19 protein-coding genes are annotated in these 26,315 nt (G+C 63.6%); 14 read left to right on the forward strand and 5 right to left on the reverse strand.

The genetic code is table 11. The annotated features are described in order from the left end of the window. Positions 1-94: 94 nt before the first annotated feature. The 3 genes from BEN47_RS02885 to BEN47_RS02895 all read left to right on the forward strand — a co-directional run bounded on the left by BEN47_RS02885 (position 95) and on the right by BEN47_RS02895 (position 3,972). Positions 95-805 carry an energy transducer TonB gene (locus BEN47_RS02885; protein ID WP_083322054.1) on the forward strand — a complete coding sequence of 237 codons (711 nt, stop codon included), beginning with the start codon at positions 95-97 and terminating at the stop codon, positions 803-805. 157 nt (positions 806-962) lie between these two features. Then, entirely contained in the window at positions 963-1,676 is a 714-nt protein-coding gene (locus BEN47_RS02890; protein WP_070724871.1) for an SDR family oxidoreductase, read from the forward strand. Positions 1,677-1,932: 256 nt separating this feature from the next. Next, on the forward strand, positions 1,933-3,972 hold the full coding sequence (locus tag BEN47_RS02895; RefSeq protein ID WP_083322055.1) for a DUF4394 domain-containing protein: 2,040 nt from the start codon (positions 1,933-1,935) through the stop codon (positions 3,970-3,972). Between the two features lie 92 nt (positions 3,973-4,064). Here the strand turns inward: BEN47_RS02895 and BEN47_RS02900 are convergent, their stop codons facing one another. Next, positions 4,065-4,814: an RDD family protein gene (locus BEN47_RS02900; RefSeq protein WP_070724877.1), complete on the reverse strand. Its 750-nt coding sequence runs from the start codon at positions 4,812-4,814 to the stop codon at positions 4,065-4,067. A gap of 42 nt (positions 4,815-4,856) precedes the next feature. Beyond that, on the reverse strand, positions 4,857-5,633 hold the full coding sequence (phhA, locus tag BEN47_RS02905; protein WP_070724880.1) for a phenylalanine 4-monooxygenase: 777 nt from the start codon (positions 5,631-5,633) through the stop codon (positions 4,857-4,859). 289 nt (positions 5,634-5,922) lie between these two features. Here phhA and BEN47_RS02910 point away from each other — a divergent pair, with 289 nt between their 5' ends. From BEN47_RS02910 to BEN47_RS02960, 11 genes are all read left to right on the forward strand, one after another. Then, positions 5,923-6,879, forward strand: a complete 957-nt coding sequence (locus tag BEN47_RS02910; RefSeq protein ID WP_070724882.1) for a stage II sporulation protein M — start codon at positions 5,923-5,925, stop codon at positions 6,877-6,879. A 224-nt stretch (positions 6,880-7,103) separates the two neighbouring features. Next, positions 7,104-8,096 (forward strand): hypothetical protein, encoded by a 993-nt coding sequence (locus tag BEN47_RS02915; RefSeq protein WP_070724884.1) that lies wholly within the window; start codon positions 7,104-7,106, stop codon positions 8,094-8,096. A 455-nt stretch (positions 8,097-8,551) separates the two neighbouring features. Continuing rightward, positions 8,552-9,190 carry a DUF4129 domain-containing protein gene (locus BEN47_RS02920; protein ID WP_125921464.1) on the forward strand — a complete coding sequence of 213 codons (639 nt, stop codon included), beginning with the start codon at positions 8,552-8,554 and terminating at the stop codon, positions 9,188-9,190. Continuing rightward, the gene (locus tag BEN47_RS02925; RefSeq protein ID WP_070724889.1) at positions 9,190-10,683 is read left to right on the forward strand and encodes a DUF4350 domain-containing protein; all 1,494 of its coding nucleotides are present in this window, start codon (positions 9,190-9,192) and stop codon (positions 10,681-10,683) included. Before BEN47_RS02920 ends, BEN47_RS02925 begins: the two co-directional genes overlap by 1 nt. A 12-nt stretch (positions 10,684-10,695) precedes the next feature. Next, positions 10,696-10,959, forward strand: coding sequence for a hypothetical protein (locus BEN47_RS02930; protein ID WP_070724892.1), 264 nt, complete (start codon positions 10,696-10,698; stop codon positions 10,957-10,959). After that, complete coding sequence (locus tag BEN47_RS02935; protein WP_083322056.1) at positions 10,960-11,982, forward strand: AAA family ATPase; 1,023 nt, start codon at positions 10,960-10,962, stop codon at positions 11,980-11,982. Between the two features lie 21 nt (positions 11,983-12,003). After that, positions 12,004-13,353, forward strand: a complete 1,350-nt coding sequence (locus tag BEN47_RS02940) for a DUF58 domain-containing protein (protein WP_070724895.1) — start codon at positions 12,004-12,006, stop codon at positions 13,351-13,353. Positions 13,354-13,397: 44 nt separating this feature from the next. Beyond that, positions 13,398-14,924 (forward strand): beta-N-acetylhexosaminidase, encoded by a 1,527-nt coding sequence (locus BEN47_RS02945; protein ID WP_158010810.1) that lies wholly within the window; start codon positions 13,398-13,400, stop codon positions 14,922-14,924. 5 nt (positions 14,925-14,929) lie between these two features. After that, a complete protein-coding gene (locus BEN47_RS02950) occupies positions 14,930-15,403 on the forward strand; it encodes a hypothetical protein (protein WP_070724900.1) in 474 nt (157 codons plus the stop codon). Positions 15,404-15,432: 29 nt separating this feature from the next. Then, positions 15,433-16,914: a hypothetical protein gene (locus BEN47_RS02955; protein WP_070724902.1), complete on the forward strand. Its 1,482-nt coding sequence runs from the start codon at positions 15,433-15,435 to the stop codon at positions 16,912-16,914. 48 nt (positions 16,915-16,962) lie between these two features. Then, the gene (locus tag BEN47_RS02960) at positions 16,963-17,583 is read left to right on the forward strand and encodes a 3'-5' exonuclease (RefSeq protein WP_083322058.1); all 621 of its coding nucleotides are present in this window, start codon (positions 16,963-16,965) and stop codon (positions 17,581-17,583) included. A 231-nt stretch (positions 17,584-17,814) separates the two neighbouring features. On the opposite strand, the gene BEN47_RS02965 is transcribed toward BEN47_RS02960, so the two are convergent. From BEN47_RS02965 to BEN47_RS02975, 3 genes are all read right to left on the reverse strand, one after another. Next, entirely contained in the window at positions 17,815-21,639 is a 3,825-nt protein-coding gene (locus BEN47_RS02965; protein ID WP_070724905.1) for a DUF8818 domain-containing protein, read from the reverse strand. A gap of 73 nt (positions 21,640-21,712) precedes the next feature. Further along, positions 21,713-25,561, reverse strand: a complete 3,849-nt coding sequence (locus BEN47_RS02970; protein WP_239691485.1) for a sensor histidine kinase — start codon at positions 25,559-25,561, stop codon at positions 21,713-21,715. Positions 25,562-25,818: 257 nt separating this feature from the next. Then, on the reverse strand, positions 25,819-26,031 hold the full coding sequence (locus tag BEN47_RS02975) for a hypothetical protein (protein ID WP_070724912.1): 213 nt from the start codon (positions 26,029-26,031) through the stop codon (positions 25,819-25,821). Positions 26,032-26,315: the final 284 nt, after the last annotated feature.

A 26,315-nucleotide genomic window follows, 5' to 3' on the forward strand; every position in this document is an offset into this window, starting at 1 on the left:
CAACTGTAATGGGAAGCCTGATTGGGCGGCTATATTAGCGGCTTGCACTTCCACCCCAACCTGCCTACCAGCCGCGTTGCCTACCATATCTTCCATGAAACGACCCTTCGTTATTCTTACCGCTTGCTGCCTGTGGGCAACCAGCGGCCACGCACAAAAAAAATCTGCTAAACCGGGGGTTCCGGTGCGTCCGAAGCTGGAGAGAGGCACCACCGGCCCCGATGGCAAACGGGTAGGAAAATGGAATTTCTACAATCGAAAAGAAGAGTTGGAGCTGACTGTTGATTATGATTCGAGCCGCGTTGCCTTTGTACAGGAAGACACGACGCGTTACCTGGTGCAAGTGGGGGAAGAATGGCTGCTGAAACGCCTGGCCCGGGTGCCGCGCCCAATGGGCAGCGCCGACCACCGCCTGGCAACCCTGCAAGGCGCGTTGCGCTACCCGGTAAGCGCCCTGATGGGGCAACAGCAAGGCACCATGCTGCTGTCCTACATCGTTGACCCCAACGGCCACACCCGCGATTATGTGGTTGAAAAGAGCGTGAGCACTGCTTGCAACAACGAGGTGTGGCGGGCCTTGCAGACCCTGCCCGATAATTGGATACCCGCAATTTACCAGGGTCGTCCGGTAGCCGCTCGCTTCTATTTAACCGTTAAATTTCAGATAATGAGTTCGGCAGAATGGCTCAGGTTCAGGGAGGAGGAAGAACGCCGCGGTCAATCGCCCGCCGGTGATACCAAAGTTGCTTCAGCCCCGTCCCCTCGCTATGTTCAGGAAGTAGTTATAACTGCTGTTGCTCAATAAAACGGCAAAGGCAAACCCGATTCAAACAGCGTGGCGTGCTGCTTCTTGGGCGTGGCCGGCCGCCAAAGCCCGCTTCCGGCTGTTTACACGGGGAGCGGGCTTTTTTGCGTAAACTTCGGCCCCACTTCTTCTTTCAGCAACTCCCCCAAACACTCTTATGCGCGTACTCATCACCGGAGCCAACCGGGGCCTGGGCCTCGAACTCGTCTGCCAGTACCTGGAGCGTGGCGACCACGTTTTTGCCGCCAGCCGCCACCCCACCGACGCCGTCGAGCTCCAGCGGCTGCACCAGCAGTACGCCGACCGCTTGGTGCTGCTGCCGCTCGACGTAACCTCGGCGGCCTCCATCGAGGCCGCGGTGCAAGCGGTGGGCCAGGCCACCGACGCCTTGGACCTGCTCATCAACAACGCCGGCGTGTACCCGAACGCGGGCTCCGGCGACGCCCACCAGCGCCTGGGCCAGCTCACCCACGAAGACGCCATCGAGACCATGCAGGTGAACGCCATTGGCCCGCTGCTGGTGTCGCAGGCGCTGCTGCCGCTGCTGCGCGCCGGGCGCAAAGGCCGCATCATCAGCATCTCCTCGGGCCAGGGCTCCCTCACCTGGAAAGCCACTGGCGACCCCTACCACTACAGCGCCAGCAAGGCCGCCCTGAACATGTACATGCGTAGCCTGGCCGCCGAAATCGGACACATGGGCCTGATTTCGGTGATTGTGGACCCCGGCTGGATGCGCACCGACATGGGCGGCAACCACGCCACCCAGGAACCTGCCGACTCGGCCCGCGGCATCATCCGGCTGGCCGACCAGCTGCATGCCGAAGAAAACGGCAGCTTCGTGACCTGGCAGGGCCAGCCCGTGCCCTGGTAGACAGGCTGGGGGCCCGGCGGCATGACATCGATTTGGTTTTTAACCCCTTCGTTAAATGCAAAAAAGCTACAACCCGCGCGTCGGGCTGTAGCTTTTTTTGGGGCCTTCTCGGCAACAGGATTCCCTAACTAGCTGGCTGACAGAGTCGGATTTAAAACGCAAAAATCACAGGGTATTAATGTGCAGGCGCACGCAAACTGTAACGGGGCAACGGCCGTAGCTAAAAACGTTTAACTTCAATTTCCCCTGTTTTATCATGCAATCAACATCTACTTCCTGCTGGCTGGCGGCCATGGCTGGCCTGCTCCTGCTGGGCACCCAAGCGGCCCAGGCCCAAACGGTCTACGGCCTGCTTTCCGCCACGCCCACCACACAGAGCCTAGTTACATTCAGCGCCACGGCGCCTGGCACCTTCACGGGCACACTGCCCATTGCGGGCCTTACTGCGGGCCAAACCCTGGTGGGGCTTGACTCGCGGCCAAACACCGGCCAGCTGTTTGCGCTGGGCTACAACCCAACCGGCACCGTGTCGCAGCTATACATCTTGAACCCCACCACCGGTGTTCTGACCGCCGTGGGCGCCGCGCTTACCACCGTCAATCTGGGCACGACCACCAACCGCATTGGGTTCGATTTCAACCCCACCGTGGACCGCATCCGCGTCACGGGCAATAACAACAACAACTACCGCCTCAATCCCAACAACGGCGCCGTGGCCGCCACCGACCTGCCCCTGAACTACAACCCCGGCAACGCCACCTCCACGCCCGTAGTGCCCGCCGATGCCAACGCGGGCCAGACGCCCGTGATTGGCTCGGTAGCCTATGCCAACTCGTTCATCGGGGCCACCAACACGGTGCTCTATGATATCGATGAAGCCAAAAGCCTTTACACCACGCAAAATCCGCCGAACGACGGCGTGCTCAATAGCCGAATGACGCTGAGCGTGAGCACCGCGACGGCCCTGGCCACCGACCTGGACATCTACTTTAACCCCACCACCCGCGCCAACAACGCCTACCTGACCATTGCCACGGGCACGGCTGCCGCGCCCGCTACGCAGCTCTACACCCTGGATTTCATCACCGGGGCGAACTTGACCGCCGTGGGCGCCATCGGCCCCGTGGGCACGCTGGTCACCGATATTGCCTTTGCCATTGACCGGCCCGCCATGCTGCCGGCCATCACCGGCAACCTGGCTTATGCGCTGGCCGGGACCAACCTGCTCACTTTCGACACCGCACAGCCCACCCTTATCCGCACTTCGGTGGGCCTGTCGGGCATTCCCGCCGACCAGACGCTGGTGGGTGTGGACGTTCGTCCGGCGAACAACGTGCTGTACGGGCTGGGCTACCGCCTCGCCGACCAAATGGCGCAGCTTTACACCCTCAATGCCACCACCGGGGCCGCCACGGCCGTGGGCACGCCGGTAATGCTGCCCTTGGGCACCACCGCTGCCGATGCCATCGGCTTTGACTTCAACCCCACCGTGGACCGCATCCGGGTGGTGGGCTCGAACCGCACCAACTTCCGCCTCAACCCCAACGACGGGGCCATTGCTGCAACGGACCTACAGATTAAGTACAACCCCGGCAACGCCACTTCTACGCCGGTAGTCCCCGCCGATGTGAACGCCGCTGCCACCCCGGCCGTGGGCACCGTGGCATATACGAACAGCTTCATGGGCGCAAACGCCACTTCCGGCACCACCCTTTATGCTTACGACCGGGGCCTGAATGTGCTCGCCACCCAAATTCCGCCCAACGACGGGGTCTTGAACACCATCGGCAGCTCGGGCCTGACGTTGAACGCTACGCCCAGCGTGAGCCTAGACATTTACAGCACCGCGGTGGGCACGAACACCGCTTATCTGGTGGCCAACAGCGCCGCCTCTGCCAACAGCAGCCTGTATACCCTGAACCTGGCCACCGGCGCCACCACGTTGGTGGGTGCCATTGGCAACGGCTTGGTGGCCCGCGACATTGCCGTGGCCGCCGCCATGGGCGTGGTAACCGGCGTGCGGGAGCGCGCCGACCTGGCTTCGGGCCTGATGGTGTACCCCAACCCAGCCCGGAGCAACCCCAGCGTGGCGTTCTCGCTGGTGCGCGCCGGCCGCGTTGAGCTGAGCGTGTTCGATGCCATGGGCCGCCGCGTGGCCACCCAGACGTCGAGCAACTTGTCCGTTGGTGCGCAGACCCTTCGCCTGACCACCGGCATCCTGAAGGCCGGCCTCTACACTGTTCGCCTCACCGTAAACGGGCAAACTGCCGCCAGCCGCCAGCTCGTGATTGAATAAGCACGCTGCGCTCGCAAAAAAGCCCTTTCCGAACATTCGGAAAGGGCTTTTTTCGTGATTAAGCAAACCAATGCAGACGCGGACGCCGGGTGCTAGCTGCTGCCCACCGCCGCCAAATGCGCGTGGTCGCGCAGCACGGTTTGCAGGAAGGGCCCGTCCTGCAGGTCGGTTTGAATGCCGGTGATGGCCTTCACTTTGGTGGCCACTTCGCTGAGCACGGCGTAATTCTGGCGGGCGCTGGCCTGGTGCACCAACTGGCGCACCAGGGCCACGTCGTGGTCGGCGAGCAGGGCGGCCTGGGGAAATACCACCTGGTAGCTGGCCATCGCCTCAAGGCTGGGCAAGGGGGCGGCGCCCGCGGGGCGGGGCCGCGCCTTGATGACGGTAGTGCCGGCAGCAATGTCGCCCACGCGCTGGCCCCGGCCGTTAGCGGCAATGGTGATGATGGCCACCAGCCCCCCGAGCTGCATGTCCACCACGCCCAGCAGCCAGCGCAGCAGGTAGTTGCCGAGGCGCGGGGAAGTGCCGTCGAGGCGCATCACCTTAATGTCGCGCGCTTTCTTGCCGATGCTCTGCCCGTTGAAGAAAACCTCGCACAACAGGTGGTAGAACACAAATGGCGCGTAGCCCAGCACCACCAGCGCAATGAGCAGGGGCTGGCCCCGTAAGCTGGTGCCTGCGCCGTTTTGGGCCACCAGGAGGGCCACCGCCACGAAGCAGACCACTGCCCAGGCCCCCAGCACCAGGTAATCGAGCAGAGCGGCCACGATGCGGTCGCCCAGGCTGGCGACTTCGTACTCGAGGGAAACGTTTTGGGCAGTTTGAACGCGGATGGTGCTCATTAAACAAGCAGAACGAAGGATTTAGGACCCGAAAAATAAGGCTTAGCCAACGGATACCGGCCGCTGGGCCAGCAGGCGGAGCAGCTCAGTTTCCAGGGCCGGTACCGAGGCGGCCAGCTGCTCGTAGGAATCGATGACGAAGTACACGTCCTGCATGCGGTCCTTCACGTAAGGCGTGGCCAGAATGTCGGCCACATCGAAGGGCCGACGGGCCGGCTCGTCGCTCAGGCAAAACCGCGTTTCGCCCGCCGAGGACAGGATACCGGCGCCGTAAATGCGCAGGTTTTCGCCTTCGCGGATGAGCCCGAACTCGACGGTGAACCAGTAAAGGCGCGAGAGCAGTTCCACGGCCAGGGCGTCGTGCAGGTGGCGCAGGGCCAGGGTGCCCACGGCCTGCAGGAAATCGGCAAAAAACCGGTCCGTGAGCAGCGGCACGTGCGCAAACACGTCGTGGAACATGTCGGGCTCTTCGAGGTAGTCGAGCTGAGCCGGGGTGCGCAGCCAGGTGGTGGCGGGGAAGCGCCGGGCGGCAAGCAGCTCAAAAAAGGTGCGGTCGTCCACGATGCCGGGCACGGCCACGAGGCTCCAGCCGGTGGCTTGGTCCAGCAGGGGGTTTACTGCGGCGAAATCCGGAATTTTGCCGGCCTGAAAATCCACGCGGGGCAGGCCGTCGAGGAAGCGGCGGGAGGCCACGGTGGGCAGCACCTGCATCTGGCGCTCAAACAGCGTGCGCCACACCCATTGGTCGTCGGCGGTGTAGCGGGCGTAGTCCTGAACAAGGTCAAGGGCAGTGGCAGCAGCGGGGGGCGTGTGGTTCATAAAGGGGTAAATGGTGGTTGGATGTAGCGTAAACAAAAAATGCCGGCTTCCGGGGCGGGAAGCAGGCATTTGCAGGAGTTGCAAACAGGAGTGCCGGGACTAGCCGCGCCACACCAAGGCCGCTTCGCACCGGAAGGGTGCGTAGGAGCAATAGCGGTAATAACGGCGGGCTAAACGAGCGGGCATGGGGCAAAGATAAGCGCCGAAAAAAGATTATTCCTACTCCCGTGCCGCGCCGTGCGGCCCGCTGCCAACGGGTTGTTATCTTTAAGCCCTTCAAATCCACGCCATGCGAGAAGCCGTTTTTTTGCGCCAAAACCAGGAGCGCTGGCAGCAGTACGAGCAGCAGGCGCCCGCCGGGCCCGACGAGCTGGCCGCCCGCTTCGTGGCCCTCACCGACGACCTGGCCTACGTCCAGACCTTCTACCCCTCTTCTGCCACCACCGCCTATCTCAACAACCTCACCAGCAAGCTGCACCAACGCCTGTACGCCAACCAGCCCAGCGGCCGCGGGCGGTTTGCGCAGTTCTGGGCCGCGGAGCTGCCTTTGGTGGTGGCCCGGCACCACGGCACGCTGGCCGTGGCGGCGGTGCTGTTTGGGCTATTCACTTTTTTGGGGGCGTTGTCGGCGGCGTACGACGAGTCCTTTGTGCGGGTGGTGATGGGCGACGCCTACGTGAACCAGACCATTGAAAACATCCGCAAAGGCGACCCCATGGCCGTGTACAAGCAGCAGGGCGAAACGCTCATGTTCCTGGGCATCACGGCCAACAACATTAGTGTGGCCCTCAAGGTCTTTGCCCTGGGCGTGACGTTTGGGGTGGGTACCGTGGTGCAGCTGTTTCGCAACGGGCTGATGCTGGGCTCATTCCAGTACTTTTTCTACCACTACCACGTGCTGAAAGCGTCGGTGCTCACCATCTGGATTCACGGCACGCTGGAGATTTCGGCCATTGTGGTGGCCGGCGCGGCGGGGCTGGTCATGGCGCGGGGGCTGCTGTTTCCGGGCACCTACAGCCGGGCCGAAGCATTCCGGGCCGGTGCGCGCGACGGCCTAAAAATGGCCATTGGCCTGGTTCCCATCTTCATCGTGGCCGGATTCCTGGAAGGCTTCGTGACGCGCCACACCGAAATGCCGGTGGCCGCGAGCCTGGCCATCATCGGCAGCTCGGTGGCGTTTATTGGCTGGTATTTTATCTGGTACCCCATCCAGCTGGCCCGCCGGCAACGGCAGCTGGCTGCCTAACATCTTCTTACCGCTACCACTGGCGTTCGCCTGCTGGCGCATTTGCCGGGCCTCGCTACTACTCCCCAGGCAAGCAACACCGCCTACCGCCCCGACGAGGAAGGCGAATACTAATCCAGCGCCGGCCCGGGCCGCAGGCCGGCAGCCAGCCTGCAACTACTTGCAGGTCAGTATTAACTTCAGATTTCGAATTACTATTCCGCACTATCACTCCCCTCGCACTCATGCAACCAGTAGGTAAATTCACCCAGGAAGCCGATTTTCGGCGCGAGCGGGATTTTGGCGCCAAAGTCGGGGCCACGTTCGAGTTTGTGGTGGCGCAGTTCCGGCCGCTGTTCAAGTGCATTGCTTACTTCGTGCTGCCGGGCGCCCTGCTCGGCGGCATTGGCCTGGGCCTGGCCATGGGCAATTTTATGTCAGGATGGGCAACGGCGGCAAAGCCCAACGGCGGCCCTGAATTTGTTCAAAATGCTGGATTCAATACGTTCACGGGTACGTCGTTTGTGGGCATGGCCTTGGCGGGCATCGGCTTTCTGACTGCTTTTTTGCTGCTTTCGAGCGTGGTGTACGGGTTTGTGCGCGTGCGTATGCGCACTCCTGCCCAGGAGACGGTGCAACCCGCCCAGGTGTGGGCGTTCGTGTGGAAGCGGCTGGGGAGCGTGCTGGGCGCATGGCTCCTGCTGGGCATTGTGCTGGTAATCGGGACGGGCGTGCTCGGCGGCGCATTGGGGCTGGCGGGCCCCGGCTTTGTGGGCCTGCTGTTTTTCCCGCTCATTTGGGTAGTCGTGTGCCTCACGCTCTACTTCCCGGTGCTGATGATGGAGGACAACGGCGTAGCGGCAGCCTTTCGGCGCTCCTTTTACCTGATGAAGGGCAAGTGGTGGTCATCGCTGGGGCTCTACATGGTTATGTCGCTCATCATGGGCATTGTCAACTACGTTTTCATCATTCCGCTGTACGCGCTGATGATTGGGCGCACGCTGCTGGGGGCTAGCCTCAACTCTGAAATCCTGAACATCGGCGCCATGACCATCTACGGCATGGGCTGGATTTTTACGGCCACTCTGCCGCTGGTGGCCATGCTGTTCCAGTATTTCAACCTGGTGGAGCGCAAGGAAGGCGTGGGCCTGCGCCTGATGGTGGACTCGCTGGGCCTGGGCGCCGCGCCCCAGGTGCGCAACGCCGCCTACCAGCCCGATGAGGAAGGCGAATATTAAGTTGTCAGTTGCTAGGCGGTGGACAACACCTGAGCACTTGCGCCCCATTTGCTGTTGAACGACTACTTACCAGCCAATGCAAGCACCGGACGCCGTGGCGTCACACGCCGTGACGCCGCACCCGGGCATCTTTTTTACTTTACATTTCCTCGCTGCTTCCGCTTCACGGCGAAGCAGCACGAGGGTATTTCAAGCAGCTCCGGGCAGGCGCTTTCCGGGGCTTCGTCTCTCATTATTTTCTACCCTCCTGCCGTGCGCGGATTTTTTATTAGTCTAAAAAGTAAGGCGGAACGGCGCCGGGTAGCCCGGTGGGCGGTGCTGGCCCTGGGCCTGGCGGCGGCCGGCGGCCTGTGGGCGCGGCGCCGCCGCCAGGGGCTACGCAGGTGCTGGCCGACCTGCCTGCCCCGCCCCGCAGCCCCCTCCCACCCGACCGCCGCACGCCGCTACCCCGCCGCATGGCTGATGCCGTCCGCCTGCGCGAGCTGGCCGCGCAGCGGCCCTTCCAGTACCTGGAGCCCGATGCCAGCACCGATGCCTGGGATGCCTTTTGGGCCCGCGTCTGGCGCTGGCTGCGTACTATTTTCGATACGCCCGGTGGCCGGGTTTCCGGGGAGTACGCCGTGTATGCCGTGGCGCTGGCCACGCTGGTGTTTGCGGTGCTCAAGCTGCTGCAAGTGGACGTGACGGGCGCGTTTGGCCGCGCGGGGCGGCGGGGCCAGCTCGCCTACGACACCGAATCGGAGGACATTCACGCCGTTGATTTCCGCACCCGCATCGCGGAGGCCGAAGCCGATGGCAACCTTCGCCTGGCTACCCGCTTGGGCTACCTCGAAGTGCTCAAACAGCTCACCGACCGCGGACTCATTGACTGGCAACCCGACAAAACCAACCACACCTACCTCGCCGAGCTGACTGCCGGGCCGTTGCGCGACGCCTTCCGGGGCGCCACCCGGCAGTTTGAGTACGTGTGGTACGGCGAGCTGCGGCTGAACGCGGACCTGTACGAGCAGGCCCGCGCCGGCCAACGGGCCGTGGCCGGCCTGCTAACCGGCGCCCGGCCCGTGGCCGCCTCCACCCCTGCCCTTTCTGCCTGATGCCACAGCTCACCACTTTTCGTTTGTACCTGCTGGGCATTGCGCTGCTGTTTGGCGCCTATATTCTGCTGGAATACAACCGGCCCAAGCCGCTCGACTGGACGCCGAGCTACGCCAACAAAGACAAGATTCCCTACGGCACCTTTGCGCTCTACGACCAGCTCCCGCGCCTGCTCGGCACCGACTCGGTGGAAGTAGTGCGCCTGCCCGCCTACAGCCAGCTCACCGGGAGCACCCTCAGCGATGAGGCCACGACTACCACCGTTTTTGAGGGCGAATACGACGACGAAGCCGAACAGGACCCGGCCGAAATCGTCCTGATTGACTCCACCGCCTCCGACGAGTCAGACCCAACTTCCCGAACGGCAGAAGGCGGCACCGCCGCCGATTCCAGCGCCTGGGCCGCAACACCGGCCCAGGCCGACACCGATGCAAGTGAGGTGGCCGATACAGAGGATGAAGAAAGCGAAAACGAAAGCAGCGAGAACGAGGCCCTGCTGCGTATGCCGCTGCGCGCCGAACAGGCCAATTATCTGTTTATAAACAAGACCTTCGAGCCGAGCGGGGCTGATATTCAGGCCCTGCTGGAGTTTGTGGCGCGGGGCAACGACGTTTTTGTGGCCGCCGAACGATTTGGCAGTTCCCTGCTGCGCGATTCCCTGGGCCTGCGCCTGCAGGAGGCCGACCTGGCCACGCACAAGGGCGCCAAAGGCCTGCCCGTGATTGATTCGGTGGACATCCGCTTCACGAACCCGGCGCTGGCCTCCCGGCGCTTTCGCCTGCCCGGCACCAGCGCCGGGCAGCGCATCGTGGTTGAAGAGGGCCGCACGGGTAGCACCCTGGCCACCGATGCCAAGGGGCAGGCCGTGTTGGTGCGGCTGGACCATGGGCGCGGGCATTTTTACTTTTGCAGCACGCCGGTGGCGTTCACCAACTACTTCCTGCTGCGGCCGCGCACTACGGCGTTTGCAGCGTCGGCGCTGGCGTACCTGCCCGCCCGCCTCACCTGGTGGGACGAGTACCAGAAGCAGGGGCCCATAGGCGAGCAGTCGTTGCTGCGGGTGGTATTTGCGCACGAGGCGTTGCGGTGGGCCTACTACCTGCTGCTGGGCGGCAGCCTGCTGTTTGTGGCCGTGGCGGCCCGGCGGCGCCAGCGCGTTATCCCCACCCTCAACCCCCTGCCCAACACCACGCTGCTCTTCACGCGCACCGTGGCCGGGCTCTACCGCCAGGGCAAAAGCCACGGCTTAATCGCTGAGAAAAAAGTAACCTTGTTCGCCGACTATCTGCGCACGCGGTTTCAGGAAACCAGTCCGGATTTTGGCGACCCGGAGTTTCGCGAGCGGCTGAGCCAGAAGTCCGGCGTGCCCCGCCCGCGGGTCGATGAACTGCTGCGCCTCGTGAATTTTGCCCGGACCGCGCCCCGCGTGACCGACCAGCAACTGTTGCAATTGAGCCGGGCGCTGAGTGATTTTAAGCGGGAATCGCGCTAGCCCGTTTCAAATATGCTCACTATAGAAAAGCTTTCAATTCTCATGAAATTCAACTGGGATGACGACCAATTTAGCCGAGGTGGTTCGACCCGCGAAAAGCAATTACTTGCGGATGTTGATTGGGGCCAGTGTGTTTCCCTATTGCAGGACTTAATACTGGTAACCAAGCATCTTGCAGCAACTGAATACACCATAAAGACTCATGCCAGACTACTTGCAGTTTGCGCCGATGAACAAACCGCCCAGACCTTACTTGGCTACGCCAGCACCTTATAAATGGAAAACGAAAACACGCTTCAACCGGCTGAAAATCAAGTAGCCGCACCCGAGCCCAGTTTCGCCCCGCGCACCGACCTTGCCCGTCTCACGGCCCAAACCGATGCCATCCGGCAGGAAATCGGCAAAATCATTGTCGGCCAAACGGAGCTGCTGGAGCTGCTGCTCACTGCCGTGCTGGCCGATGGGCACGTGCTGCTGGAAGGCGTACCGGGCGTGGCCAAAACCCTGATGGCCAAACTACTGGCGCGCACGCTGGAAGTACCCTTCAGCCGCATCCAGTTCACGCCCGACTTGATGCCTTCGGACGTGCTGGGCACCTCGGTTTTCCGGCAGAACAAGGCAGATTTCGAGTTTCGGCCCGGCCCCATTTTCGCCAGCGTGGTGCTGATTGACGAAATCAACCGCGCCCCTGCCAAGACCCAATCGGCGCTGTTTGAGGTGATGGAGGAGCGCACCGTGACCCAGGACGGCACCGCTTACCCCATGGCCGAGCCCTTCCTGGTGCTGGCCACCCAAAACCCCATCGAGCAGGAAGGCACCTACCGCCTGCCCGAAGCCCAGCTCGACCGCTTCCTGTTTAAGCTGCACGTGGGCTACCCCACCCTGGCCGAGGAAGTGCAGATTCTGGCCGGCCACCACGCCGGCCTCGGCAGCACTCACCTGGAGGCAGTGCAGCCCATTCTTTCGGCGGCCGACTTGCAAGCCCTGCGCAAGCAGGTGCGCCAGCAGCGCGTGGAGGCCCATATTCTCGAATACATTGCCAAACTGGTGGGCCAAACCCGCACCCACAAATCCCTGTACCTGGGCGCTTCGCCCCGTGCTTCGCTGGCCCTGCTCAACGGCGCCAAAGCCCTGGCCGCCCTGCGCGGCCGCGACTTTGTGACGCCCGAAGACGTGCAGTTCCTGGCGCCCAGCGTGCTGCGCCACCGCATCATGCTCACGCCTGAGCGCGAGATGGAAGGCGGCACCCCCGATGAAGTGGTGAAGCAGATTATGCAGTCGATTGAAGTACCGCGCTAGCGCGGCTGGAGCCCCTGTCCTATGTCTGTATTCCTGACGCAGCGGTTTTTCATCGCACTCCTGGCCGTAGCAACCGGGTTCGTCGTGGCCTTCTTTCTTCCCTGGCTGCTCGGGCCGCTGCGCATCGTGTTCGGGCTGCTCGTGGTGCTGACGCTGCTGGATGCCTTGCTGCTGTTTGCGCCCGCCAAGAACAAAGCCGTGCCGGTTTTTGGGCGCCGGGTGATGGGCGACAAGCTGGCCAACGGCTCGGACAACGACATCCGGATTTACATCGAGAACAGCTACCGCTTTCCCGTGCAGACCGAAACCATTGATGAGATTCCGCATCAATTTCAGCGGCGCGACGTGCTGTTTAAGACGCTGGTGAAGCCGGGCGAAACCCAGATTATCAACTACCAGCTCCGGCCTACCAAGCGGGGCGAATATGAGTTTGGGGCCCTTAATATTTACGCGGCCTCCCCATTGGGGCTGGTGCGGCGGCGGTTTCGCTACGAGCAGGGCCGCACCGTGCCGGTGTACCCCTCGTTTTTGCAGATGCGGCAGTACGAGCTGCTGGCCATCCACAACCGGCTGACGGAGGTGGGCGTGAAGCGCATCCGGCGGGTGGGCCACAGCCTGGAATTTGAGCAGATTCGGCCCTACGTGCCCGGCGACGACCCGCGCAGCATCAACTGGCAAGCCACGGCCCGGCGGGCGGGCACTGGCGCGGCCGACGAACTGGTGGTGAACCACTTCCAGGACGAGCGCGCCCAGCAGGTGTACTGCCTCGTTGACAAAGGCCGGGTGATGCGCATGCCATTCGACGGGCTGAGCCTGCTCGATTACGCCATTAACGCCACGCTGGTGGTCAGCAACATTGCCCTGCTCAAGCACGATAAAGCGGGCCTGCTCACGTTCTCGAACCGCCCCGGCACCACGCTGGCCGCCGACCGCCGCCCCGGCCACCTGCTCAAGCTCCTCGAAATCCTGTACCGGCAAAAGACGAAGTACCTCGAAACGGATTTCGAGCTGCTCTACGCCACGGTGCGCACCCGCATCAAGCAGCGCAGCCTGCTGCTATTGTTCACCAACTTTGAAACGCTGCACGGCATGCAACGGCAACTTCCCTACCTGCGCCGCCTGGCCAAAGACCACCTGCTGCTGGTTATTTTCTTTGAAAACACCGAGCTGCGCGAGTACCTCGACGCGCCGGCCACCACCACCGAAGACGTGTACAACCAGACCATTGCCGAGAAATTTGCCCAGGAAAAGCGGCAAATTGTGCTGGAGCTGCAGCGCTACGGCATTTATTCCCTGCTGACTGCCCCCAAGGATTTGACCGTAAACACCATCAACAAGTACTTAGAATTCAAAGCAAGGGGACTGATATGAGGAGATTGAAACGGAGTGGTGCGAGCTTACTAATGGTATTGCTGATGGGGTTGGCGTCGTTCGCAAGCCTGGCCCAGCCGTCCCACAACCTGATGCCGGTGCCGGCCGAAATGCGATGGGGCACCGGCCGCCTCAGCCTGAAAGCGCCGCTCAAGCTGCAGCTCGAAAGCACCGCTGACCCGGCCGTGGCCGCCGCCGCCTCGCGCATGCTCGCCCGGCTGCAGGGCCCGGCACCCACCAGGCCGGCGGCCGGGCCGGTGCTGCAAATCCGTTACGGGCGCGTGGGCCAGGCCGAGAAGTTCGACGAGGAGCGCTACAGCCTGCGCGTGACGCCCATGGGCGTGACCATTGACGCGCCCACCAGCCTCGGGGTACTGCGGGCGTTTGCCACGCTGGAGCAGCTTGCCACCACCGAAAAGCAGCGGCGCTACCTGCCCGAAGTAGACATCCAGGACCAGCCGCGCTTTGCCTGGCGCGGGCTGCTGATGGACCCGGCGCGGCACTTTTTGCCGGTGGCCGTGATAAAGCGCAACCTGGACGGCATGGCGGCCGTGAAGCTGAACGTATTGCACTGGCACCTGTCGGACGACCAGGGATTTCGGGTGGAGAGCAAGGTGCTGCCACGCCTGCATGAGGTAGGCGGCGCCAATGGCTACTACACCCAACTGGAGGTAAAGGAAATCATTGCCTACGCGGCGGCGCGGGGCATTCGGGTGCTGCCCGAGTTCGACGTGCCCAGCCACACTACCAGCTGGATTGCGGCCTACCCCCGGCTGGCTTCCAACGACTCGACCTACGGCGTGTACCGCAGCTTTCGCACGTCCAACATTGCCATCGACCCCACCAGGGAAACCACGTATTCGTTCCTTGACTCCCTGTTTACGGAAATGACGGCGCTGTTTCCGGACCCGTACTTCCACGTGGGCGGCGATGAGAACGACGGGCGACAGTGGCGGCGCAGCCCGCGCATCGCGGCTTTTATGCGGGCGCGGGGCATGGTGCGAGCCGACGGCAAAACCGTGGACAAGCACCAGCTTCAAACCTACTTCAACCGCCGGGTGCTGGCCATGCTGCAGAAGCGCAACAAAATAATGGTGGGCTGGGACGAAATCCTGGGGCCCGACCTGCCCAAGGAAATCATCATCCAGAGCTGGCGCGGCAAAAAGTGGCTGGTAGATGCCGTGAAGCTGGGCCACCCGGCCCTGCTCTCGGAAGGCTATTACCTCGACCTGAACTACCCCGCCGCCTCGCACTACCTGCCCGACCCGCTGCCCGCCGGCACTGCCCTCACGCCCGCGCAGCAGAAGCTGGTGCTGGGCGGCGAAGCAGCCATGTGGACCGAGTTTGCCGATTCAGTGATTGTGGACTCCCGCATCTGGCCCCGCGCCGCCGCCGTGGCCGAGCGGCTGTGGTCACCACAAGCCAGCACGCAAAACGTGCCCGACATGTACCGCCGCCTCAACGCCGTGGCCGGCCAGCTGGAGGCAGTGGGCCTGCGCCACCGCCGGGCCCCCGAGCAGCTGCTCAGCCAGATGGCGGCCCCGCCAACCTGCCCGCCCTGCGCACCCTAGCCGAAGTGCTGGAGCCGGTGAAGGAGTACAAACGCCACTTCCAGGGCATGACCTACACCCCGCAAACGCCCCTGAACCGCCTGGTAGACGCCGCCCCGGCCGAATCGGAAGTGGCCCGGCGCTTCGGCGTGCTCGTGGACAGCGTGCTGGCCAGCGCGGCCACGCCGCCGCGCCCGGTGTACTCGGTGCGGCAGCTGGCTGCCTTGCGGGCGCAGCTGCTGCTCTGGCAAACCAATGACGCCCGCCTGCAAACGCTGCTGTTACTAAATCCCGCCCTGCAGGAGTACGGGCCCCTTTCCACCAAACTGGCAGCCGTGGCCCAGATGCTGCTGGAACGCCTGAACCAACTGCAAACCGGCCAAACGCCCTCGGCCGCGTGGCTGGCCGGGGCCCGGGCCACGCTCGACGTGGCGCAGGCCCCGGCCGGGCAGGCTGAGCTGGCCATCGTGCGGCCGGCCCGGCGGCTGGTGGGCCTCTAGTCGGTTTTTATTCTTCAACGGCCTTCGTTTTGCTGCCAAATCCCAAGCTGCCCATTCTTGTATTACGGCTGAGCCTGTTGCTGGCACTGGCGCCCTTTGTGGCGCTGATGGCGTACACGCAGCCCTTTTTTGATGACTTCCGCAATGCCTACTGGACGCGGGAGCACGGCATGTGGGGCGTGCAGCAGTGGCTGTTCCAGACCTGGACCGGGCGCTTCACCTCCACCGTTTTTATGACCGTGCTCAACCCCGTGACCTACGGCTGGCTGGGGGGCGTGAAGGTGGTGGCCGCGGGCCTGTTTGTGGGGCTGTGGGCCAGCCTTGCCCATTTGCTGCGGGTGTTGTTCGGCACCCTGTTACGAGTGGCGTTTTCGTGGGGAATGGCGTTTTGGTGCAGCGCGGTGCTGCTGGCCTTGTTTTGCAATGCCGCCCCGGCACCCTTCTCCTTTCTGTACTGGTTTTGCGGAGCGGTAGCTTACCAGATTCCGCTCATTAGCCTGCTCAACTTCACGGCCCTGGCAGTGCTGGCCGGCTGGGGGCCCGCCGCCCGGCAGTGGCGCTATGCCGGCTGGGCGTGCGTACCGCTGCTCCTGGCTCTGGTGGGCAACGAGTTGACGCTACTGCAAGCTCTGCCGGTACTGGCTTTGCTGGGCTATGCCCTGCCGGCCGCCGCGCGCCCCAAGTGGTGGCTGTGGGCCGTGGTGGGCGGGGCGGCCGCTGCGCTGGCCCTGGTGGCGCCCGGCAACTGGGCACGCGCGCAGGCCATGGCCCCGCCTACCGACCCACTGCACGCCTACCGCTGGCTGGTGCTGGGGCCGCGCAGCCTGTATTCGGCCCTGCTCTTTGTGGCGCGGCCCATGGTTGCGTTTAGCGTTGCCGCCGCCGCCCTGTCGGGCTTGTGGCTGGGCTACCGGCACCGGGCCGCGGGCGCCGGGGTGGTGCGGCTGTCGCGGCGCGGGTGGCTGCTGGTGCTCGCGGCGTTTGGGGCGCTGAACGGGCTCGGGTTTGTACTGTTCCGCTACGTGGTGGTGGGGCCGCCGCTCACCCGCGCCCAGAACGAAATGCTGCTGGTGATGCTGCTTTCCGTGGCCGCGCTGGGGTCGCTGGTGGCTCAGCAGCTACCCGAACACCACGGCCGGGCCACGGGCTGGCTCCGCTCCGGAACCCTGGCCGTGGTACTGATGGCGGGGCTATTCGGCACCGGGCACGTGCCCGAAGCCTGGCGCGAGCTGCTCACCAGTGCCGAGCCCTTCGACACCCAGATGAAGGCGCGGTTTGCGGCGTTGCGGGCTACCCGCGCCGCCCGGGCGCCGGCTGTGGTGCTGCCGCCCCTGCGGCTGCATTACGGGCACGTGCTGGTGCCGCTGCTGCGCTTCAGCACTTTTATTGAATTCGATATTGACCTGACGCCCGGCTGCGACGGCACCATAAACGGCGTGATGGAGCGGTATTTCGAGGTGCCGCGGGTGTGCTGCAGCCCCGGTGCTCCGCCCCTTCCGGCACCCAAATAAGCACTCGCGGCGGCGGCCGCTTCCGGCCGGGGAGGTTATCTTGGCCCTATGCAAGCAGAACTTACCCAGGCCCTGGCGGGACTCAACTTTACGGCCATCGACTTTGAAACCGCCAACGAACGCCGGGCCAGCGCCTGCGCCGTGGGCGTGGTACGGGTGCGCAACGGGCAGATTACCGATACCTACCACAGCCTGCTGCGCCCCCGCGAGCTGCGCGTGGACTGGCGCAATTTTGAAGTGCACGGCATCGCAGAAAAGGACCTGCGCGACGCCTCCACGCTGGCCGAGGTGTGGCACGACGTGCTGCCCTACCTCCACCACCAGCCCGTGGTGGCCCACAATTCGGCCTTCGACGTGAGCGTGCTCGAACACACGCTGCGCGACTTCGGCCTGGCCGTTCCAGCCTTCCACTGCCTGTGCTCGGTGAAGCTGAGCAAGCTGCTGTGGCCCCAACTGGAGCGCCACAAGCTCAACTACGTAGCCGCCCACTTCGGCATTCCGCTCAACCACCACGATGCACTTTCCGACGCCCAGGCCTGCGCCGAAATCACGGTGCACGCCCTGCGCTCGGGTTTGCCGTTGCCGCTCTGCTACAAGCAGCGCGAACTCACGGCTGGGCTGGCCGCCCGCGCCGCCCGCATGGCATTTGCACATGCTCGTGCCAACTAACGCTTCACTGCAGCACCAGCTCACAAGGAAGACTAATTGCGTGGCATTCTCAATAACACGAAGCACTACTTGCTAAAGGTAAAGAGGCGGTCATGCTGAGCGCAGTAGAAGCATCTCGCTCGGGGAAGTAATCAAAACCGTTTGAATGGTTGAGTTACTACCACACGCGAGATGCTTCGGCTGCGCTCAGCATGACGGTCTGGTTTCAGTACGCCTACTCTACACGAGTACTTAAAACAGCACTGCCACCTGCATGCGGCCGGTATGCACGGTGTTCAGCTTGCTGGCTTTGCGGCCGTCGTAGGCTACGGTAATATTCAGGCCGTTGCTCAGGCGCTGCTCCACGTTCAGGTTCCAGGTGAAATTGCTGCCGGGGCGCAGGGCGTTTAGGATTTCAATGGCCACCACCGAATTGGGGTCGGTGCCCGCAAACTGGACGTTGGTAAAGCGCGTGCCGGCGGTGAGCGTACGCTTATTTACCTGGCTCAGGCGGGTTTCCAGGCCCAATTCATCAAACACGCCGGGGCTCAGTTCGGCGTTTTCAATGACGAGCGTGTTGCGCTTGCGGGTGTGTAGGTAGGTGCCCGTGAGGCGCAGCGAGGGCGTGGGCTGGTAGCTGATTTCGGGCTGCACGGTGTAGATGAGCAGGCGATAGTTGCGGGTGAGCAGGTAGTCGCTGGTGGCTTCGCGGATGTCGCGCGAGCCCGTGAGGCGGGCCGTGAAGGTGCTGGCCAGCGTGCGCCGCACCAGCAGGCTTTGGGTGCTCAGGTTGCGCAGGTCGGAGCCCTGGGCCAGCAGGCTTTTCTGCTGGGTTTGCTGCACCGTGAACTCCGAGCCAAAGATGGGATTGGAGCGGTTGAAGTACAGCGTGTTGCGCACCAGCTGCGTGAAAGCCAGCAGCTGCGGGTCCTCCTTGTCGTAGCTGAAGGGGCTGAGGCGCGAGAGCAGCGACGGGTCGGTGGTGCGCCGGTCCACGGTGATGCTGGTGAGGGTGGCAAAGCGCGAAGCCGCCGCGCGCCAGCCGCCGGCTTCGCGCCAGCCGCGCGGGGCCGCCGTGGTCAGCCGGTAGCTCAGGCGGTTGGTGAAGGCGATGAGGTAGTCGGCCGTGGGCAGGTACACTTTGATGTAGGTGCGGTACTGCGCGTCAGGGGTTTGGGCTTCAAAAAATTCGTCCTTGTCCTGCTGCCCGTTGCCGTTGGCGTCGCCGTTGTAAAAGTGCGTGCCCCGGCCGGCGGGTACGGCCAGAAAAGAGTAGTCGCGCTTCAGCTCGCGGCCGGTGGCCACGCTGTAGCTTAGCTCGGAGCGGATTTGGTTTTGCAGCAGGGTGGCGTTGTAGAACACCTGCCCCAGCACCGTGCGGTTGCGGGCCAGGCCCAGCGAATCGAGGTCGCGGTAGGTGGCCAGCATACGCAGGTCCTGGGTTTTGCCCAGGCGCGAGGCTAGCGTGCCCTGCCAGGTCTGGGCCGTGCCGCGCCGAATGAGGTCGTTCTGAGTGGCGTTGGGGGTTTGGTCGCGGCGGTAGCTGTAGTCGAGCCGGTACTGGGTGCGGGCCGAGTCGCGGCTCTGAATGAAGACATTATGCTCGTCGAAGTAGTTGGCCGAGCGGATGGTATCGGTGCTGGTTGAGTTCACCAGGTTCTTGTCGAAGCGGTAGGCGTAGCCGGGCACTATTTTGCCCCCCACGTAGCGACCCGTGGCCTCGCCCCGCGCCCAATCGGACTGAAAGCGTCCGGCATCGGCGTTGAGAGTAAACAGCGAGCCCCGCATTTCCAGGTTGCCCACCTTCTGAGCCGCGTCCAGCCAGTGCTGCAGCCCGCTCACCTCGCCCGACCGGAAGCGCCGGCTGAGGCGGTAGTTCACGCTGTTGTTCTGGTCCTTCACCACGCCCAGGCTGAAGTTGAAGATGTTGTCGGCGCGGGGCACCTGGCCGGTGGCATTGCCCTGCACGGTGCTTACGGCGCTCCAGTTGCGGTCAAACTCAATATCGCGGTAGCGGTCAATGGGCGCGAAACGCTTGCCGGTGTACTCGTAGTCGAGGGTCGAGCGCAGGCGGTAGTTGCGCAGCACGCCACCGGCCAGCCCCGCCGGCAGGGCCCGGTCCTGCACCACGTAGCCCATGCGCATGGCCCCGTCCGCATCGTTTTGGGTTGAGAAGCGGTTGCGGTCCAGCCGCGAGCGGGCGGCGTCGAAGAAAACCGTGGTGCTGCTGTCTACCTGGTAGCTGATGCCGCCGGAAACCATCTGCTTCAGCAGCGGCGTGGGAATGCGACGCAGCGGCGCGTAGCGACCCAGGCCCGGCCCTTGGTACTTGTACACGCGGCCGTTGCTGCCTTCCTGGCCAGGCTCGTCCGACAGGATGTAGTCGGCATTGCCCTGCCCCACGTCCGTGAAGGGTACTTCGTACACCGTGCCCAGGGTATCGGCCCCCACGGCGCGGCTGAACCGACCGGTGGCGGGGTCGAGGCGGTAGAGCACCCGCGTGCGGGTGTAGGCAACGGCCGTTCCGCCCGGCACCACGGTAAACGCCACATTGCCCGACTCCCGCAGCTGCCGCTGCAAGGTGGTGTCGCTCAGGTTGAGGTTGGGCGCGTTGTTGGGGTTGTCGGCTTCCTGGTACACGTTGGCCCGCACGCTCAGCCGGCCCAGCTGCTGGTAATGGCTGGCCGTGAGCAGTGAGCGGGCGTAGTTGAGGTCGGAATATTCAAAGTCGATGCGAATCCGGGAGTTGCGGGTGATGAGGTGGCGGGGCGTGAACGTGACTTCGGCCAGGTTGTAATCGATGATGTAGTCGGCGTCGAAGCCCCGGGTTTGCAGGCGGCCGTCGAGGTACACCCGCTCCGAGTTAGCCAGCACGATGATGAACTGCTCGCCGTTGGGCCCACTGAGGCGGTACGGCCCCTGCACGTTATCAATAGGCGGCACCTCAATGCTGGCAAACTTGCCCTTGGCTACGCCCCCCGCCGCCGTGGTGGAAGACTGCCACGCCAGCCCCTTGCGCACGCCCGCGCTGCGCACCGTGGCGCCCGCCAGCCGCGCGGTATCGCCCGGCAGCAAGGGCCCCACCATGCCACTGCTCTGGCGGTTAATGTCCGTGAGCTGGGGCTGGCTGATGGCCGGCGGGTTGAGCGTGGCCGGCGAAGGACCGGGCAAGCCGCCGGGTACGCCGCCGGGTACGCCGTAGGGCACCTGCCCGGCCTGCCCGTTCTGAAACACCGCGTTCGAAACCCCGGGCGTCGCGCCCAGCCCCGACACCCCGTATATGGGTGGCCCGAAATTAGCCTCTGCCGCCGCGCCCTGAATGTTTTTGTAGTAGCGCAGGAAGTAGTCGGGCTTGTTGCGCAGCACCACGTCGCCGGCCGTCAGGTTCCAGTTGGGATTGGTGAGGGTGATGAATATTCTATCAAATTGCTGAAGCTGCTGGGTATTGCCCTCGGGCTGGAAGGGCACGTTCTGGTCGCTGATGGCGGCCGTCAGGTTAATGTTCTCCGCCAGCTTTCCTTCCAGCTGCAGGTTAAGCGCCGAATTCACAAAGACGTTCTGCGTATTGCCAAAGCTGATGCCGCGCGCCAGATTGCCGGTTTTGTTGATGCCCGGCGTGGTGAGAATCTGCTCCTTCACCGAAAAGTCCTCGCGGCTCAGCAGCGACCGCCGGAAGCTCAGGCTGTCCATCATGTTCAGGGGCCGCCGGAAGCGCGCGGCCGACAAGCGCAGCGGCAGCACCCGGTAGCACACCAGTACCGAATCGGGCAGCGGCGCCCCGCTGGTATCGCGCGGCGCGGGCCGCACCCAGCGGTAGCGGTCGGTGCGGCCGTCATACGTCACAGTCCCGCCATCGGCCGATACGGAGGAAGGCACCACGGTCAGCGTATCGGCAATGGCGAAGGTGGTGGTGTCGCGGCCCGGCATGAGCGGCACGTAGCGGCAGCGGCGCGTGTTGGGCGGCGCCTCCCCTTTGGCCGGGGGCTGCACCTGGGCCGCGGCCCGCCCGGTTAAAAAAAACAGCGCCGCAACGAGCAGGCCCGCAAGGGGAAAGCACAGGCGTAAGCGACGAATCATGCAGTAAAGGTCGGGTTTGGCTGGTAACGACGAAAGCGGGGCGTTTCGTGCCGCGGCCAGCAGAGTGGGGCTACTATCCGGCCAGCGGCAGCTCAATAAAGAACCGGGTGCCCTCCCCGACCCTGGTTTCAAACCACACGCGGCCCCCGGCGCTCTCAATGCCCCGCTTGGCCACGGCCAGGCCAATGCCCGAGCCGGTTTCTTTGGTCGTGAAATTGGGCACGAATATTTTCTCCCGGACGTCATCGGAGATGCCCGCGCCGTTGTCGCAGATGGTTACTGTCACCCGGTCCGGCTCTGCCTGCGTCAGCGATACCCCAATGCGGGGCTCGCGGCCTTCCGGCACCGCCTGCCGGGCGTTTATCAGCAGGTTGTTGAAGGTGCGCACCAGCAGGCTTTCATCGGCAAACACCACGTAGCGCCCGGTTTCGGCATCCGGCGGCAGGTGCAGCTCCAGCTCCCCGTCATGGGCATCGGGCTGGTGCAGGGCGGCGCAGCGGCGCAGGATTGCCGCCACGTCCAGCCGCTCGGGCCGCATGGCAGGCAGGTTGGTGAAGGTACTGAAGGACGTGGCAATGTCGCTCAGCACATCAATCTGGGTGATGAGGGTTTGGGAAATCCGACCAATCAGCTCCTCGGCGTTGGGGCGGCGCTCGGTTATGGCTTTTTGCAAGAACTGCAGGCTCAGCTTCATGGGCGTGAGCGGGTTCTTGATTTCGTGGGCCACCTGCCGGGCCATTTCGCGCCAGGCCGCTTCTTTTTCCTGGGCCGCCAGCTCGCGCTTGCTGGCCTCCAGCTTGGTGACCATGGTGTTGTACTCGCGCACCAGCAGGCCAATTTCGTCGTCGGAGCTGCGGTAGTCCAGCAGCTCGTTTTCACCCGTGAGCGTGGTTTGCGTCAGCTTCTCGGTGATGAGCTTGAGGGGCGCGGTGAGTTGCCGAGCCGCCACAAAAGCCAACCCCAAAAACAGCAGGAACATCAGCGTGAAGATGTTCAGAATGGTCGTAAAAAGCTCGGTCAGCTTGGTATTCAACTCCTTCTCTGAGTCAAAAAATGGAATTCCGACATACCCCAGAATCGGGCCCGTGGGCAGGGCCTCGTCGTCGTCGGGGCCGAGCGTGTTGGGGCTGGCTGGCACCGGTGCCGCTGCGCGGCGTGGAGCAAAGCTGCCGGGGCTGCTCGTGCCGTTCGACCCAATGGAGTGCCCCGCCAAATCGGTTGCTACGGTCTCGCCAACCCCGGCGCGCACCGGCAGGTACAACGCATTAAAAGACAACGAGCCTGCTTTTTCCGTGAGTAAGGCCCGTTGGCGGTTACGCTCCCGCAGCGCCACTACGGCTTGCGGATTGAGCAACGGCCCCAGCAAGCCCGCCTCAAAAATGAGGGGCTGGCTGCTGGCCAGCAATTCGCCGTGCACGTCGTAGAGGTTCAGGTCGGTCTCGGTGAGGGCGGCCACGTTTTTGGCCAAAGCCGCCAGCTTGGGCCGCGCCGTGGTATCGGACAGCAGGTGGCGCTGGCGGCGCAGGCTTTCCAGGGCCAGCTGGCCCCGCCGCTCGTAGGTGCGGGTGAGGTCGCGCTGGTACGAGGAAATGAGCTGGCTGGCCGTGGCCACGCTCACCACCACCAGCGGCACCACAATGCCCACGTTGAGCAGCACCTGAATGCGCGTGCTGAAGTTGAGGCGCAACACGGTCGGACGGCCGCGCACCACCAGCACCAGGCCCGCCACCAGCAGCCAGAAAAAAGACGACAGCAAAAACTGAAACGAGAAATTGGCCAGCCAGTCGCCCGGCGAGTACGTTGCCGTGGTCACCACCACAATCCGCCCCATGGACCCGTGCACCGCGTAGTGATGGAAACCGCGGCTGCTCATTCCGCCCGCGTACATGCGGGGCTCGGTCAGCCAGCTCATGGGCAGCCGGTTGGCGTAATCAAAGTCGCCCTCGCTGTATACCAGGCTGCCCTGGTTGAATCCCGCGTAGCTCAGCTCCGTGGCCAGGCTGGGCTGAAAAAACTTCTGGTCGACCAGCAGCTCGGGCAGCACGCTGTAGGTAGTGAGCTTCTTGAGGGCGAGCTCGACGCGCACCGCCCCAAGCGCCGGCCCAAACCCATTCACCCGCTGGCCGGGCACCGTGACTTGGGCCACGTAGCGGCGGGAGCTGAAGGGGTTGCCGGAATTGAGCAGGTACACGCCCTGCTGGGTGGTTGGCGTGGCCGTGCGCTCGAGGTCGGCGCGCGCTTCTATCAGGCTGGGCGTGCCAGGCAGTGCGCCCAGGGGCTGGCCCGCCTCGTCGTACAGGGTGATGTTACTCTCGTATTTGTCAAAATAGTCGCTCAGGTACTGGCGGGCAATGCGCTGCCGCACCGCCTCCGGCTGCCCAAATGCCGCCGATAGCGACTGCCGCACAAACGGGTCGCGGGCAATTTTCTGCATCTGCTCACCTAGCAGAAACTCCCCCTGAAAATCGTTATCAACCAGCAAGTTGCTGGCGAGGCGCTGCTTATCTACCAGCAATTGCTTCTCGAAATGCTCGTACAGTGCCAGGGCTCCCGTGGCCGAAGCCAGGGCCAGGAGCAGCACAATCAGCGTAGGGGCCTGGTAGCTGTCGGTGGTGGGCGCGGCACTCATGCCCACGGCCCGCACCATGGTCGCAAACACCAGCAACACTCCCATCCCCAACACCCACGGCACCCCCCATATCAGGCCCACAAGCAGCACCGGCACGGCACCCACCAAAGGGCCCAGCAGCAACACCCGGCCGGGCACATGCCGTAGCAGCGCACCAGCCAGCTGCGTCAGGCCAAAAAAGCCCACCAGCCAGGCAGCAGTGTGCAGCAGCACCGCCAGCGCCAGCAACAGCCAGAACCCCGTTATCCGCAGGTTCCGGGTGATATCCAGGCTCAACTGCGAGCTGCCAAACGCGGTGGTATAATACCCAAAAAGCAGGAAAAGCCACCCGCAGAACGCCAGGCCCAGCAAGGCGGCTGCCAGCGCCTGCCGCGTGGGCACGTGGGGCGCGCGCACGCGCTCCAGCACCCGCAAGTGGCACCACAGCGCCACCGCGCCGGCCGCCACCAGCAGCACCAGCAGCGCATCAAGGAGCAAGTCGCCCAACGATGGCGCCCACCACGAAGCCGTGTACTGGCGCGGGTCGAAAATCGGTAGTTCGATGAAAGAATACGGAAGGCCCAGAAACAGCAGAGCCCCGCGGAGCAGCACGATGGGCAGCACCAGCGCCCCAATGGCGGCCACCCGTTGCCCGGTCCGCCACCAGCCAAGGGCCAGCAGCCACCACCCGGCCCCGTACAGCACACTGCCCAGGGCCAGCAGGGCCATGGGCAAGTATTGCCGCGTCAGTGGATTGGGCCGCAGCCGTTTTATTGAAAACAGGTACTTGCCTTCCGCCGTTTCAAAACGGGTTCCGGCGGGTCCGGCATCAGCCAGCACTTCCAACTCCAGGCCTCGGAACAGCGCCTGCTCGCTACCCTCCCGCAGGTAGCGGTTGCTAATACCATAATACCGCGCCAGGGGCACATATGTAAGAATGAGGTACTGCCCCGCCACCCGCGGCAGCAGCAGAAAATGGCCCGTTGGCGTCTCAATCAGCCGCTCGACATTGCTGGCGATTGGGGTTTCGGGCCGCAGAGTGGCGTCGGACCAGTAGCGGAGCTGGCCGTTTTCCAGCACGCAGGTGGGGAAGGTGGTTTGCGTCAGCAGCTTTTTGAAGCCGTAGTTGCCCCGGGCTAGGCCAGCCGCTACCGAGTCGGCGTCGGTCCGGGCGGTGGCCTCAGCCTCGCGCACCAGCTGCTGGAGGCGCGTAGTATCGGTGCGCTCCACCACGCCAGGGGCCAGGGCGTAGCGGCTCGCCAGGTAGCCACTCATGAAACACAGCGCAGCCGCCAGCAGCAGCAACCAGGGCAAACGAGGCCACGCAAAAGGTCGAACCACGGATTTGCTTGAGTTGTGAGAGAAAGGTAGAAACGTAGCTGCCAACGGAAACCACCCACCAAGGCAGCTTGCCCGGCCCAGCGAATCCCGAAGAAACGGCAGAATTAACGGCCAGCGCTTGATAGAGCTAATTAAATGGTACGGTCAGCCCCAACATTCTCCGCAAAATCCACGCCTAACAAAAAATGCCGCCCCTCGGCAGCATCTTTCACTCTCTCCCAGCTTTGTTATTACGCCTTGGAATAGCGTGGGTCAAAATGTGTGCCTCCAAAAGCGTAGAGCATCACGACCCGGGCGTATCGGAACATAAGCGGGGTGAAAACCACTACCGTCATAGCCACTGCGGTCACATACACCCACACCTCAGGGTCGTTGCCCAGGAAGTAGAGCAGTACGCCCACCGCTGCCACAATCAACGTCGAGAAGGCGTAGCTGATATACATGCACCCCAGTGAAACCCCACTTTGGGCTCCAAAACCAGGACGCAGACAGCGCAGCGCTCCGGCATCTCATCGAATTGCCGCAGGTTTAGAGCAGAATGCGAAAAAAGCTCACCCCAGCGGCAGCGCGGACAGCACAAGTCCAACAGCGCCAACACCAACGAGGCGATAACCGCCACTTACTTCTTAGAGTCTATCCGAATAGGGAATGAGCGTCAGCCAAAAAGACAATTATACCACGTGATTCTCGCGCAGGCAAAATGGAGCATGGCCAGGTAGTTGTCCGG

The organism is Hymenobacter lapidarius, from assembly GCF_001816145.1.
GTDB classification, from domain to species: domain Bacteria; phylum Bacteroidota; class Bacteroidia; order Cytophagales; family Hymenobacteraceae; genus Hymenobacter; species Hymenobacter lapidarius.

What these genes read in the sequence shown, in the direction of transcription:
- BEN47_RS02885 (WP_083322054.1), top strand. Translation starts at nt 95, where the DNA reads ATGAAACGACCCTTCGTTATTCTTACCGCTTGCTGCCTGTGGGCAACC.
- BEN47_RS02890 (WP_070724871.1), top strand. Translation starts at nt 963, where the DNA reads ATGCGCGTACTCATCACCGGAGCCAACCGGGGCCTGGGCCTCGAACTC.
- BEN47_RS02895 (WP_083322055.1), top strand. Translation starts at nt 1,933, where the DNA reads ATGCAATCAACATCTACTTCCTGCTGGCTGGCGGCCATGGCTGGCCTG.
- BEN47_RS02900 (WP_070724877.1), bottom strand. Translation starts at nt 4,814, where the DNA reads ATGAGCACCATCCGCGTTCAAACTGCCCAAAACGTTTCCCTCGAGTAC.
- phhA (WP_070724880.1), bottom strand. Translation starts at nt 5,633, where the DNA reads ATGAACCACACGCCCCCCGCTGCTGCCACTGCCCTTGACCTTGTTCAG.
- BEN47_RS02910 (WP_070724882.1), top strand. Translation starts at nt 5,923, where the DNA reads ATGCGAGAAGCCGTTTTTTTGCGCCAAAACCAGGAGCGCTGGCAGCAG.
- BEN47_RS02915 (WP_070724884.1), top strand. Translation starts at nt 7,104, where the DNA reads ATGCAACCAGTAGGTAAATTCACCCAGGAAGCCGATTTTCGGCGCGAG.
- BEN47_RS02920 (WP_125921464.1), top strand. Translation starts at nt 8,552, where the DNA reads ATGGCTGATGCCGTCCGCCTGCGCGAGCTGGCCGCGCAGCGGCCCTTC.
- BEN47_RS02925 (WP_070724889.1), top strand. Translation starts at nt 9,190, where the DNA reads ATGCCACAGCTCACCACTTTTCGTTTGTACCTGCTGGGCATTGCGCTG.
- BEN47_RS02930 (WP_070724892.1), top strand. Translation starts at nt 10,696, where the DNA reads ATGCTCACTATAGAAAAGCTTTCAATTCTCATGAAATTCAACTGGGAT.
- BEN47_RS02935 (WP_083322056.1), top strand. Translation starts at nt 10,960, where the DNA reads ATGGAAAACGAAAACACGCTTCAACCGGCTGAAAATCAAGTAGCCGCA.
- BEN47_RS02940 (WP_070724895.1), top strand. Translation starts at nt 12,004, where the DNA reads ATGTCTGTATTCCTGACGCAGCGGTTTTTCATCGCACTCCTGGCCGTA.
- BEN47_RS02945 (WP_158010810.1), top strand. Translation starts at nt 13,398, where the DNA reads ATGGGGTTGGCGTCGTTCGCAAGCCTGGCCCAGCCGTCCCACAACCTG.
- BEN47_RS02960 (WP_083322058.1), top strand. Translation starts at nt 16,963, where the DNA reads ATGCAAGCAGAACTTACCCAGGCCCTGGCGGGACTCAACTTTACGGCC.
- BEN47_RS02965 (WP_070724905.1), bottom strand. Translation starts at nt 21,639, where the DNA reads ATGATTCGTCGCTTACGCCTGTGCTTTCCCCTTGCGGGCCTGCTCGTT.
- BEN47_RS02975 (WP_070724912.1), bottom strand. Translation starts at nt 26,031, where the DNA reads ATGTATATCAGCTACGCCTTCTCGACGTTGATTGTGGCAGCGGTGGGC.